This is a genomic window from Bacillus sp. ISL-35, from assembly GCF_018613355.1.
Taxonomy (GTDB): domain Bacteria; phylum Bacillota; class Bacilli; order Bacillales; family Cytobacillaceae; genus Mesobacillus.
The window spans coordinates 103,488-115,957 of the sequence record NZ_JAGGQK010000006.1 but is presented as its reverse complement, the minus strand read 5'-3'; the positions used below and the strand labels follow the sequence as shown (position 1 = coordinate 115,957).

The 12,470-nt window shown below is 39.1% G+C and carries 15 protein-coding genes and 1 pseudogene; 4 read left to right on the top strand and 12 right to left on the bottom strand.

Going from position 1 to position 12,470, the window contains the following annotated elements; all coding sequences use genetic code 11:
• Window positions 1-643: 643 nt before the first annotated feature.
• The 3 genes and pseudogenes from J7E38_RS09965 to J7E38_RS24300 all read right to left on the bottom strand — a co-directional run.
• Entirely contained in the window at window positions 644-1,843 is a 1,200-nt protein-coding gene (locus J7E38_RS09965) for a DUF2812 domain-containing protein (protein ID WP_214705598.1), read from the bottom strand.
• Between the two features lie 112 nt (window positions 1,844-1,955).
• Window positions 1,956-2,123: a hypothetical protein gene (locus tag J7E38_RS23870; RefSeq protein ID WP_214705597.1), complete on the bottom strand. Its 168-nt coding sequence runs from the start codon at window positions 2,121-2,123 to the stop codon at window positions 1,956-1,958.
• 165 nt (window positions 2,124-2,288) lie between these two features.
• Window positions 2,289-2,440: pseudogene (locus J7E38_RS24300) on the bottom strand (enoyl-CoA hydratase); the annotation flags it as partial.
• Window positions 2,441-2,756: 316 nt separating this feature from the next.
• Between J7E38_RS24300 and J7E38_RS09955 the strand changes: the two are divergent.
• The gene (locus tag J7E38_RS09955) at window positions 2,757-3,605 is read left to right on the top strand and encodes an STAS domain-containing protein (protein ID WP_214705596.1); all 849 of its coding nucleotides are present in this window, start codon (window positions 2,757-2,759) and stop codon (window positions 3,603-3,605) included.
• 146 nt (window positions 3,606-3,751) lie between these two features.
• Here J7E38_RS09955 and J7E38_RS09950 read toward each other — a convergent pair whose 3' ends face one another.
• The 7 genes from J7E38_RS09950 to J7E38_RS09920 form a co-directional block, all read right to left on the bottom strand.
• Window positions 3,752-4,150 (bottom strand): cytidine deaminase, encoded by a 399-nt coding sequence (locus J7E38_RS09950; RefSeq protein WP_214705872.1) that lies wholly within the window; start codon window positions 4,148-4,150, stop codon window positions 3,752-3,754.
• Between the two features lie 161 nt (window positions 4,151-4,311).
• Entirely contained in the window at window positions 4,312-4,749 is a 438-nt protein-coding gene (locus J7E38_RS09945) for a MarR family winged helix-turn-helix transcriptional regulator (protein WP_214705595.1), read from the bottom strand.
• 21 nt (window positions 4,750-4,770) lie between these two features.
• The gene (locus tag J7E38_RS09940) at window positions 4,771-5,247 is read right to left on the bottom strand and encodes a glutathione peroxidase (protein WP_214705594.1); all 477 of its coding nucleotides are present in this window, start codon (window positions 5,245-5,247) and stop codon (window positions 4,771-4,773) included.
• A gap of 125 nt (window positions 5,248-5,372) precedes the next feature.
• A complete protein-coding gene (locus tag J7E38_RS09935) occupies window positions 5,373-6,188 on the bottom strand; it encodes a PP2C family serine/threonine-protein phosphatase (RefSeq protein WP_214705593.1) in 816 nt (271 codons plus the stop codon).
• Window positions 6,181-6,633, bottom strand: a complete 453-nt coding sequence (locus J7E38_RS09930) for an HIT family protein (protein WP_214705592.1) — start codon at window positions 6,631-6,633, stop codon at window positions 6,181-6,183. Before J7E38_RS09930 ends, J7E38_RS09935 begins: the two co-directional genes overlap by 8 nt.
• Before the next feature lie 378 nt (window positions 6,634-7,011).
• Window positions 7,012-7,476: a hypothetical protein gene (locus J7E38_RS09925; protein WP_214705591.1), complete on the bottom strand. Its 465-nt coding sequence runs from the start codon at window positions 7,474-7,476 to the stop codon at window positions 7,012-7,014.
• Window positions 7,473-7,685: a helix-turn-helix transcriptional regulator gene (locus J7E38_RS09920; protein WP_214705590.1), complete on the bottom strand. Its 213-nt coding sequence runs from the start codon at window positions 7,683-7,685 to the stop codon at window positions 7,473-7,475. Before J7E38_RS09920 ends, J7E38_RS09925 begins: the two co-directional genes overlap by 4 nt.
• 239 nt (window positions 7,686-7,924) lie before the next feature.
• Between J7E38_RS09920 and J7E38_RS09915 the strand changes: the two genes are divergently transcribed.
• Window positions 7,925-8,842, top strand: coding sequence for an alpha/beta fold hydrolase (locus J7E38_RS09915; RefSeq protein WP_215038422.1), 918 nt, complete (start codon window positions 7,925-7,927; stop codon window positions 8,840-8,842).
• Between the two features lie 55 nt (window positions 8,843-8,897).
• Here J7E38_RS09915 and J7E38_RS09910 read toward each other — a convergent pair whose 3' ends face one another.
• Complete coding sequence (locus J7E38_RS09910; RefSeq protein WP_214705588.1) at window positions 8,898-9,431, bottom strand: GNAT family N-acetyltransferase; 534 nt, start codon at window positions 9,429-9,431, stop codon at window positions 8,898-8,900.
• Window positions 9,432-9,541: 110 nt separating this feature from the next.
• Between J7E38_RS09910 and J7E38_RS09905 the strand changes: the two genes are divergently transcribed.
• Entirely contained in the window at window positions 9,542-10,081 is a 540-nt protein-coding gene (locus J7E38_RS09905) for an NUDIX hydrolase (protein ID WP_214705587.1), read from the top strand.
• A 233-nt stretch (window positions 10,082-10,314) separates the two neighbouring features.
• Here J7E38_RS09905 and J7E38_RS09900 read toward each other — a convergent pair whose 3' ends face one another.
• Window positions 10,315-11,730, bottom strand: coding sequence for an amino acid permease (locus tag J7E38_RS09900; RefSeq protein WP_214705586.1), 1,416 nt, complete (start codon window positions 11,728-11,730; stop codon window positions 10,315-10,317).
• 441 nt (window positions 11,731-12,171) lie between these two features.
• On the opposite strand from J7E38_RS09900, the gene J7E38_RS09895 reads away from it, so the two are divergent.
• Window positions 12,172-12,396, top strand: coding sequence for a hypothetical protein (locus J7E38_RS09895; protein ID WP_214705585.1), 225 nt, complete (start codon window positions 12,172-12,174; stop codon window positions 12,394-12,396).
• Window positions 12,397-12,470: the final 74 nt, after the last annotated feature.

Below are 12,470 nucleotides of genomic sequence, written 5' to 3'. Positions count from 1 at the left end.
GAAATATATTTTTGAGTATATCTTCCTAGCTACCCCGCTAGGTAATTCAGTAGAAATGTTCAATAAAAATAAGCGTTAATCCTTAAGGGATCACGCTCGATAAGATGACAGTCAAAATAACAACGATTTTTTGACAGCTTTTCGCTCAACAACTCTCAACCTGTCAAAATAACCACGGATTCTTGACAACTTTACTCTCTACACCATCAAACCTGTCAAAATAACCACGGATTCTTGACAGCTTTTCTCTCTACACCATCTAACCTGTCAAAATAACGATGGTTTCTTGACAGCTTTTCTCTCTACACCATCAAACCTGTCAAAATAACCACGGATTCTTGACAGCTTTTCTCTCTACACCATCAAACCTGTCAAAATAACCGCGGAGTCTTGACAGCTTTTCTCTCTACACCATCAAACCTGTCAAAATAACGATGGTTTCTTGACAGCTTTTCTCTCTACACAGTCAAACCTGTCAAAATAACCGCGGATTCTTGACAGCTTTTCTCTCTACGCCATCAAACCTGTCAAAATAACAACTGTTTTTTGACAGCTTTTCGCTCGCCACCATAAAACCTGTCAAAATAACTAATCCCTATAACTACTTATCTGACCAACCCGCGATGGATGCTTACATACATCTTTAATCTGGAAGTAAACGTGTCTTTTCAACTACCTTTTCTATAACCGTACCTAACTCAGCATCCCCATGATACCGGACATACATAACAACATTACCTCTTGAGGCAAATACCTCTTTCTTGTCTTTCTCTACATGGACAACCAGCAAATCCAGGTCGGGATGGTTCTTCTTCCGATATTCGTCCTGGGTGTTTTCATATTTGTATCGTTTGATCAAGTCAGAAACTAGCTCATCCGCCATGTTTTCAAATGTCAGCTTGTAGAACTGTGTATGGATCGCTGGTGAATACTCACCACTTTTATCGTCCCACAGCTTTCCGGGAACCTGCCCAGATTCATCTGTTTCATATTGTACGGGTGCCAGTGGACTCCATTTGTACGAGTAACGATTTCCCCAATCGACATTGTCACTCATATAAACTATTTCGGAACGAACCAAATCGGGATTCTGCTCCACTTCTGCCAATCTGACAATCGGCAAGTCCAGGCTTGTTTCGGGCAAGGTTTTGGTATCCATTTTCACCAGCTGCATGAAAGGAATAACCGCACTCGCACCAGCTAACACTGTAAACAGAAAAGCAGCGGTAGTGTGGGTGCGATGTTTTTTCTTCCATGGAGCTCTATGGTCAATCGGTTTACCTTCTGCTAGTTTTTTACGCAATGTTCGGATGGAAAAAGCTGCACGAAGTGAATGATAGGCAGTATAAGCAATAAAAAGCATTAAAATCATCTGCTGGATGGCTGCACCCTCTACCATCGCGAAGGCAGGTGTGCCATCAAGAAACCAAATTGAAGCCATCATGCCAATTATTAGAACAAGGCAAACAATCACGCCAATTGCATTCCATGCCAGCTTTTTATCCAGTCCCCTTAATAAATAAGCCTGCTCTGCAGGATCCGGATGAAGTTCAGGGGCATTCAGCTCTTCTGGTGATGAAAAGACGTGAAAATTCCCATAGCTGGTGAGAAAATTCCAGCCACTCTCAGCATAAATCTCAATTTGTTCAGCAGGGATTTTCTTTTTCTCGGTTACATAGATTCTATATTTCATCCTCCGCGGTTCACCTTTTTCGAACCTGGCAAAATGGATGCCCATTTTTTTTAAGAAGAGTCCCTGTGCCGCCATATCTGCAAACCAGCATTCATGCTCTCCGATTCTCCAATAAACACTGGGGCGGATCTTATAAACCGGTCTAGTCAATTTCCCTCATCTCCTTTAGGATCCAACAGTCCTGAATCAACGCTTCCAGCTGATCATACTCATTCCGCAGCCCTCCTGCGACATTTCGTAAGTCATCCTCCTGCAATCATTCTCAGACAAAGCAATCAGACCGTCCTTCTTCATCCGCGGAAGGACTCCGCACAATGTCCCTGGTCTCATATTCACTCGGCCATGAGACCTCTGTAATTGCGTGCATGAGCTGGTAGCCATGATTGGGACGAATTAAAGCGAGCAGGACAAAATACGTCGCTTTCGTCATTGGACCTCCTGAATACACCATAGCTTGCTCCTCTTTTTAAAAATGTTATCTAAGACGATATATCATATAAAATAATAGTAAAACAAAATTTTCCAGCAGTATATAAAAATAAGCACAGGAAAAATACCCATGCTTAAAAGTAATCAGGAATGCTAAAGGATAACCCCCGGAAATAATGTCTTTCAATACTTCCTTTTCATTTTGGTTCACACATGAAAAGGTTGCCCGATTGCGGTACGCAGATTTTCCTGCTTTTCATATTGTTCTATTTTCACCTGACAGACAATTGTATCTCCCGTAAAAACGGGCCTGATAAACCTGACAAAATTAAACGAGAGAATGATAGACAGAATAGAATAAATGTCAAGAACCCAATTCACTGTCCCTTATAGGTTTTGAAGGATATTTTTTAGAGTTATTTTTGTTTAACTCCTCGCTTTTACTGAACCTTTATGTTAGGGTTAGGGAACATTCTGAAATCTTCATAAATCCTCATGAGCATCACCGTATCTCAACCTCTTCATCTACTGTTTTAATTTTTCTTCACAAGAAAGATCCATACCAGTAAACCCTATCCATTTTTCGAGAAAGGAAAACCCGGTTTTCAAGAATTCAAACCTTAGGAGATGCGAAATGTCGAAAGAAGAGTTCGAATTCATAGGCAAAAAAATCTTTAAAAATCGTGTTGAACTAGCGAGATTATTAAATAGAAATATCCTTGAATTTACAAAAGAGCATTCTGAAAAATTCACAATTCCGGAGTCGGAATATTTGAATTACCGATCACAATTAATAGGTTATTTAGGAGAAGCACTCTACAAAAATGAAGAAGAAGTTTTTAAATCTGTTGGCAAATGGGCAAAGGATGTAGCAGATTTAACCATTCGATATGGTATTTCTTTAACACAGGTTTTAAGAGTCATATCCCTTTTCCGCCTGGTCATTTGGGAAATATTCACCGAGGAATTAGAGCAAAATCGATTTTCCTGTAAAACAATCGTAGAAATAGCCAGCAGATTTGACAAGCTTATTGATTCGGTCTTCAGAATAACTGGAGAGGTGCATGAACGGCATTACAATGGCCAGATGAAATCGGCATTTACAGAACTTGAGGAGCTGTCTGTCCCAGTTGTTTCTATTTCTTCTGGTATTGCCGTCCTGGCAGTGAGGGGATCAGTTGATTACGAACGTGCACACAGGATTATGGAGATTTCGTTAAATGAAGCAACTAGACTGAATTTAAACTTTTTCATAATGGATCTATCTGGAGTCTCAAACATGGACAGTGTTGTTGCAAACTCTCTTTTTCAAATAGTGAAAACATTAAGATTAATAGGTGTAGAAATTATTATCACAGGAGTACGTCCTTCAATCGCCCATGTCATTAACCGGACCGGCATAAATTTTAATCCAACAGAAATCAACAGTTCTGTTGAAAACGCTTTATCAGATCTGGGCTTTAAACAGGTAAGCATTATATAAAATGAGTTAGATCCCGGGACGATTCTATAATTGCTTTTTCATTTGTGATAGGCTCGAATCGTCTCTTCCTCTATTTAATAGTTTTGAAGATATAAAATAAAGAGCATATTTTGATTGCTCAAAACATGCTCTTGTCTATTCAATAATTACATATCTAAATCTGTAAAAGCATATGGCAACAGTTCTTTTAATGCCAGCTCCCGGATTTCTTGCTTGTCATTTGTCAAATAGACTGGCATATCAGGTGAACAGAATTCAACCATCACTTGTCTGCAAATGCTGCAAGGCGGCAGGAAATCCACCGTATCACCTGCAACTGCGATTGCCTGGAAATCACCCTTTTTGTAACCCTTCGCCACGGCCGTAAAAATAGCTGTTCTCTCAGCGCAGTTCGTCGCACCGAATGAAACGTTTTCAACGTTCACACCGTTAATGACACTGCCGTCTTTCAGAAGCAAAGCTGCTCCAACAGGAAATTTGGAATAAGGCACATAGGCATTCTTTTTCGTCTCGCGTGCACTTTCCACTAATTGCTCTTTGTTCATTTTCATCATTCCCTTTCCCACAAGAATGAACTTTTAACAGTCCCCTATACGCCAACAAATAGTTGGCAGGACTTCTAATATAATACTTTTGCTAATTTTTTGTCAATATAGTTTTTGGTGAATCAATTAATCCAACAAGAAATTTATTTTCGTGTTCATCTTCAACGATTATATGCGCTCAATTTCCCCCGCAATACGCCTAATAACTTCATTAGCTGCTCATACTCTGCAAACTCAATATTGCATAGTTTCAACTCAGCGGCAATCTTTTGCACAATGGCTTCCTTTTGTTCTTTGGCTTTAGAAAGAAGACTTATAGAGACCTTCCTTTCATCCTCATTCGAACGCTCCCTCATTAGCCAGCCATTGGCTTCCATCCTTTTGACCATCGGAGTCAATGTGCCTGTGCCTAAGTTCAACCTTTCACCCAGTTCCTTAGCAGTAACCCCATCCTTCTCCCAAAGCGCTAATAAAGCCAGATATTGAGGATAGGTGAGCCCGAAGGAATCCAGGGCTTTCGTATAAAGTTTGGTAAACTGGCTCCCTGCGTCATAGACTGCAAAGCACAGCTGATTTTCCAATGTTAGTAAATCCTTCATTTGACTCACCCTTTATGCTGATTAAAGTAATTCAGAAAGATCATTCTTAATTTTTTCAGGCTCAGTCGTTGGGGCATACCGTTTCACCACATGTCCATTTCGGTCAACAAGGAATTTCGTGAAATTCCATTTTATATCCTTCGTCAGAACGCCGCCTTTCTGTTCTTTTAAAAAAGCAAAAAGCGGATCTGTATTGGCGCCATTCACATCGATTTTCGCAAACATTGGAAAAGTCACACCGTAATTCAACTGGCAAAACTGAGTCGTCTCTTCAATATTGTCGTATTCCTGATTATTGAACTGTCCACAAGGAAAACCGAAAATTTCCAATCCTTTTTCATGGTGTTGGTCATAAAGTTCCTGAAGGCCTTCAAATTGAGGAGTCAGACCGCACTTACTAGCAGTATTGACAATGAGCATCGGCTTCCCTTCGAAGTCTCGTAAAGATTGAGAATCCCCATTTGCCTTTTTAACCGTAAAATCATATACCGTTTTCATTAACTTTTCCTCCTCGATAAATATTTAAATCGTGTACGATTAAATCGTATCAGATATTTTAAGGCAAATCAAAGATTAACTCATTAAAAAAGCACAGGATGATCATCCCTGCGCTTCTTTGAATATCATTGATCACTTGGTATAGTACATTCCTTGTCAACTTCTACAATCCAGGAAAGGACCGTTGTACTGTCTCGAACATTATGATTTTTAATCTTCTCCAACATGGAAAGGATATTCTTTTCATCATTTTTGCACTCTGAAAAAGAATCATAAATACGAATAGGATCTGTGAATGGTTCATTTGGGCATTCAATCAACCCATCAGTTGTCAGAAATAGACGATTCTTCCCTTTTCTTAATTCCTTTATGCCAGTACTATAACAAGGGACTTGCGAATCGAAAGTATTGACCTGTCCAATCCATTCATAAAATTGTCTTTGATTGACCTGATATTGGCCCAAAGCAGTAAGATCCTGGTGGAATAAATACAGCACACAATCCCCAACCGAGAACCACCAGACATACTTATCCTTCCTTGCTACAATTAAACAAGCAGTCTCCCCGGTAACTTCCCGACAGGATGATAAAAATTCTTCAGCTTGAAAGATACTTAGAATCTTTTCTTCTAACCTTTTAAAAGTTTGCTGGTTTGCCGGCAAAGAAAGTAGACGTTTAAGATCAGGTTCTTCTTCTGCAAATTGTTCAATAATTAACTCCGCGCTCTCGGAAGTATTATGTGCATCTAGGATCATCGCAAACTCCCAATCCTGCTGCTCATCAATCCATACCAAACACCCATCTTCATTCTTATACTGTCCAGCACTTGAATTACCGCCATAACGCCCAATTACAACTTTACCTAGCTGAAGAGTATGTGGCTGGTCAATGAAATTTTCCTGGCTGCCTACCCAGCTGAATTCTTGACGATTATTACTCATATGGATGATTCTCTAAATACGTTTTAAGGCGTCTGCAAAGCGCAATAACTTCTTCATTGTTTCCCATAGGTGCATCTTCCCAGTCGTAAACAGCATTAGGTCCCCAAAACTCCTTAGGTGTGTTTGGATATCGAGCTACCAGGTGCATATGAAGGTGCGGCACCGAATCCCCAGAAACAAATGAATAAATATGTTCAGCACCCTCACTCTCCATAAGAGCTTTACTCACTTTGGCCATCGTCATCCCAAACGCTTTCGCTTCCTCCATATTCATCTCTCCAAGTGTGGGAACATGTCTTTTTAAATCAATCATAATATGACCCAAGTAGTTAGGCTTCCCATTTCGATCGATATGACCAACATACACCAACTCATCCTCGTAAATCGATATCCCCGAAGTTTGAATATTGCCCCTGTGTTTATTGCAGATAAAACAATCACGCAAAGAAACCACCCCGTTTTTTGATATTTCTAAAAGTATAATATAAACGGTGGTAGATTGGTATATTTTTCTAGGTGAATACAAGCATAAGAATGGAGCGACCACGATTCCGTGCTATCTTTTAAAAGGAATAATCATATGGGTCAGCCTTCTTTGGCCAAGACCAACATTTTATTCGCTAAAATTTATTTTTGTTCGAAAAAACGATACATTTATTCGCAAAAACGATACGTTTATTCGCAAACTGGAAATTCTGAGCGATATTTTCCATATTGGAGTCCCGAATCCTGATAAATGGTAACACAGTAACATTTTATCTATAAAACGAAAAAGCAAACGAAATCGCTAAAGATTCCGTTTGCTTTGATTAATTTTTCCCATTCAATAATACTTTCTCCACGAAAGAAAATAAGCAATCGATTGGACAATTGGATACAGCATGACGATTATGATTGGATAATACGGAACGGTTTGGGAGATCAACGGATAAAGAAGCATGAGAGCGGTCAGGATTGGAAAGGCATACCACATCGTTACATAGGATGCCCTGCATGCTTTAGCTGTAATCTCTTGTTCTCGCTCATCTGTTTCCTCAAACTCTGGCGGCAGGAAAAGCGCCTTGGCAATTGATTTGTTCTTCTTTTTGCTTTTCATGAACAAGATGGCTGTCAGGATTCCACCGAAAACCAGGGCTGCAAAAACAGGAGTTGCATTGATAGTCACTGTCCATGGCGGCTCTGGATTTTTAATCACTTCCGCAAAATCCATTTGCGCATAATAAAAAGCAATCATGGCCCAACCAAATAAAACGAAAATCCCGATTGTCATTAGAAATTTTTGATTCATTGTATTTCTTCCCCCTCCATATAAAAGATCTCTTCAATTGGCAACTTGAACGTGCGCGCAATCTTCATGGCCAGCAATAATGACGGTATATAGCTTCCCTTCTCCAATGCAACAATCGTCTGCCTTGTAACGTCAACCTCCATTGCCAGATCATTTTGCGTATAATGATGTTTTGCTCTTAATTCTTTGACACGATTTGTTAACCCCATCGGCATCACCCTCCCTACCATACACAGCTTGAATGCATACATTTTGTAAAGTCAACTATACATTCTGATTAAAAAAAATCATTCCTTATTTCCCTATATTAACCTTATTGTATAGTGTGCTTTACATTTTGTAAAGTACACTATACATTTTCTTCAAAACTTTTTCTGTAAAGCAAGTCTTCAAGAGTCCTCCAATTCGCTCTGCTAAGCAGATGGCTAAAAAAGGAATTTAAATTGCCTTGTTGAATAATAAAGGAAAGTACAAAAGTGAGGTTTTTCAAATCATGCAAAATTACTATGAATCTTTTTTTCCTTTATCAAATAATCGGAAATTATCATATATGGGGTATGGGGATAACAATCAAAACACGGTGTTCTTTTTCCATGGATTTGGTTCCTCTGTTCATGCTATTCACCCTGATACAAACATACTAGATCAATATAATATTCGATTTTTCGCTGTTAATCGTCCTGGTTATGGAGATTCAGAATTAAAATTGGATTATAGCATGGAGGATTATGCGGACTGGGTAAATGAATTCATGTTCGCAAATGCGATTGATAAGACCTCCCTTATTGGTTGGTCTGCTGGCGGCCTATACAGTCAGGTTTTCACAGATAAATATCCAGAAAAAGTTACATCCCTGAACCTGGTCAGCAGTGCTATACCGCTTAATAGTGGTGAAACCAAAGCAGTTCTGTCTGGCAATTGGAAAATGATCAGGAATATGAACAGGTATATCCCTTTTATGACAAAGTCTTATTTTAAAAGTCTCAGTAAAAAAGTAAGCAAAAATCTGGATGCTGTCATTCAGGAATCGGTCAAACAGATGGTGGAAGAGGATAAAATAGTGATAAATGACCCGATCATAAAACCGGCTATTATAAAAGGAACAGTAGAAGGTTACCGTAATAGCGGCAAGGGAGTATATTACGATGCTCGTGCATTGTGCAAAAAAATAAATGCACCAAAAAATAAAACCTTTAATGGAAAAGTACATATATGGCAGGGTGGCGCAGATACAATATGGACTTCAGAAACTTCAAATTACCTTCGCCAAAAGTATTCTCATTCAACTTATAATTTCATTGATCAAGCAGGACATTTACTCTATTTATCTCATTGGGATGAAATTCTTAAAACGTCGGTGAGCTAATAGGACCAGAAACGCCTGGATAGAAACCAGGGCGATTCTGTTTGCTGCTTTTCGATTAGACTTCACTTTTCAGAAGGCTATAAATAATCAAGTCTTCAAAATGATCATAAACAAGTTGCCCGGCCCTCTTGATTCCTTCCCTTTTAAAACCTAATCTCTCAGGCACTCTCTGACTTTTTACGTTATTGGCGGCACACTGAATCTCAATTCGATTCATGGAATACCGGTCAAATAATTCACGAATGAGACTCTGTAAACTAGTTGTAATGATTCCTTTTCCTTCACAGTCCCTTGCAAGAAAATAACCGATACTTGCGGTTCGATTTCCCCAATCAAACTGAACGCCAATCATGCCTACAAGATCGGCATTGTACCTGATCGCCACATCAAACCCTTGATTATTCGCCAGGTTCTCCAGCCAATACTTAATGACCGGAACCATATCCTCAGCCGTTTTTCTTTTATCCACCCAAAGTAACCATTCTCTTAAATGCGCCCTATTGGCATCAATCAGCTGGAAGATTTCCTCCGCTTGATGCTGCTGCAATAACTCTAGACTAATAGAATCGCTCACTTGAAAGCTGAACATGCTTTCCCCCCTAAAACACGAAATGAAAGAACAGGCCAAAATCTGGTTAAAAATATGATAATCTATTAATGGAAATATTTCACTATAAAATTCTATTAAAAGGTGAAAACATGAACTTCAATCAGACAATGAACGAACCTAATTTAAAAAGTTTTGAGAGAACCATCGAGCGAGTCGCAACCAGAGCCATCATTATGACTAATAATCGTATTCTACTAGTTCAATCCAACAGAGGAGATTACAAATTTCCCGGAGGCGGACTGGATGAAAATGAAACTCATGAAGAGTGCCTAATGCGAGAAGTGAGAGAAGAAACCGGTTATGTAAATTGCACGGTTAAAGACAAGGTTGGGACGATCATAGAACGGAAAATGGATGAATATGAAGATCATACATTATTTCAAATGACATCCCATTACTACCTATGCGAATTGGAAACAGATGAAAAAGAATCCCAGCAACTAGATGATTACGAAGCAAAACTTGAATTCACCGCAAAATGGGTTTCCCTGGAGGAAGCCATTACCCAAAATGAAACACTGATTAATAAACTAGAGAAAAACAGCTGGTTGAAGCGGGAGACATCTGTTTTAAAACACTTAAGAGAAATGCGCGCTTTTCGAACCGATTGTTACCACTCAAAAATATAAAAGGCATGCTCGCTTGCCTTTTTTAACCGATCAAACCCGACGAAAAAAACAGATTGATCGGCATTTAAAGGAAGCTTGCAATTTAGTTTGTGTATTTCAATGATATTGAATTTGTCTTTCTATCAAAAGTTAAGAAATGTATACAGGTCAATGAAAGTATCAGATTGTCATTCCAAACACATGATAAGATTTTTATACAAAAAGAACCTGCCACACTGGCAGGCTTCCAGTCATTAAGCTAATTCTTTTTTCGTCTTTAATCTTTGTGGTGCTACTTTACTGTAAAAAACAATTCCGCTCGCTAGCAGGATGACTCCAAAGGTAAAAGTCTTGATATCAGCAGTCCCAGCAATAATTACCCAGATCGAGTAAATCGTCGATAGGAATGCTATGATTCCATCGATAATCCTTGATGCAAGGTTAGAGTAGGTCTCCCCAGTAATCACCAACTTTAATTGGAATACAGAAGAAATATAATACGGAATTAAATAAGCTAAGGTAGCAATAAAAATGATAAAATCAAAAGCATTTGAAATCGAATTGGAAATCGTAGAGAAAACAAACAGCTGTCCCAATAAATTTGTTATGACTAATGAATATGCCGGCAGCCCCTTCTTATTCTCCTTTAAAAATGAAGGTAGAAATAGACCTTGTCTCGCCGCCTGGTACGGCACCTCTGCACTTAACCATACCCAACCAATGGTGGAACCGAAAAGGCTGATCAGTCCCAATATGGCGAGGATTTGGCCGCCAACTGGACCCAATACGGTTTCAATTGCGTCAATCAGCGGTTTTTCAGAAGCAATCAATGCCTTTTGGTCAAGCATCCCCATGACAAGCATGCTGATTCCAATGTAAATCGCCAGAGCGATCAATAGTCCAAGAACTGTAGCACGTTTTACATCCGCTGGGCGTTTTGCCCTTGAAGCAAACACGATAGCAGATTCAACCCCAATGAATGCCCATAGTGTAGTGATGGCTGCGCTATTAATCTGCCCATACAGTCCAATTGTATTTCCTGATTCATCGAAGCGCGGTGCAGAGAAAGGAAGAATGTTCGATTTTTGGAAAGCAAATAATCCAATTATTATGAATAGGAAAAAGCCAATTACCTTCGCAGCTGTAGCAGCAAAATTCAGCTTACCTGCATGTTCCATTCCCGACAAAATGATGAAGTGTGTTCCCCACAAGAGGATTGTGCAAACAATGAAAGTCATTAAATTCCCGATTGTGATTACATTATTTCCAACAGTAAACATCTCCGCCTGGCTGGTTAAGACAGGGAAAAACGTAGATAGATAGCTCGCGAATGTAGTGATGATGGCTATATTGCCGGCAAAATTACCAATCCAGTATCCCCAGGAGGCCATGAATCCTGATAAAGTCCCTGCGTGAGACCCTCGGGGGAACAATTCTTTTGCATAGATTTGCGGACCGCCGGTCAGATGAGGCTTTCTTAATGCCAAATTTCCAAAGACCAATGCCGTCATCAAAACACCAAAACCAGTCAGAAGCCACCCAAGCAAAACTCCCAGTGGGCTTGCAGCCTCCGAAAGAGAACGCGGAATCATGAAAATTCCCGAACCTACCATATTCCCGACAACCAGGGCTGTCAGGATCCACACACCTAATTTATTTGATTGACCCAAGATGATCTTCTCCTTAAAAGGTAATTAAAAGAACTCATTTATCAGCATTCCCTGATAAATAAAAAACACACCAATCTAATGGTGATTTGCCTGGTGATATTACATGCAAATGTCCCGTTTTATACTAGACAGATTTATTGAATAAAAAAAATCAGGATTAATCTCCTATGATTTACTCTTCCCCTAATTAATCCACTCCTCTACCCTCTGAAAAAATGCAAGAAAGGATAAATATGCAAAAGACTAGGTAATCATACATAAGAATCTACAAGGTTGTCAAAGAGAAAATTTTACCTTATTAAAGTGTTAAAATATCCGAAACTCATACTACATAAAATAATGTTATTTACATCATTTTCATAAAACTACTCTAATGAAAAAATCGGTTATATAGTTAGGAGTGGAGATTTTCGTGCAAGATTTCCAGCCGGAATTGCGAGAATGTTTTTTGTAAAGTTCACACTTTATACTGTGGCTGCAGTCATTCCATGGACAATGTTCTTTCTGTATTTGGGAATAGTCCTTGGCGAAAACTGGGCTGGAATTAAAGATGCTGGAAAACCTTATATCATTCCAGTCGCCGTCATTGCATTGATAGCAGGAATCGTCTTTTTCCTTTTGAAGAAAAAACAAGCGTTAAGATTTATGAGAGGCTGTCAAAAATGATTATTTTGATAGCCTCTTTTCTTTTTGCTATACTTTTGAATTTAGAATCTTGCCAGACCATTTAAACCTTTTAT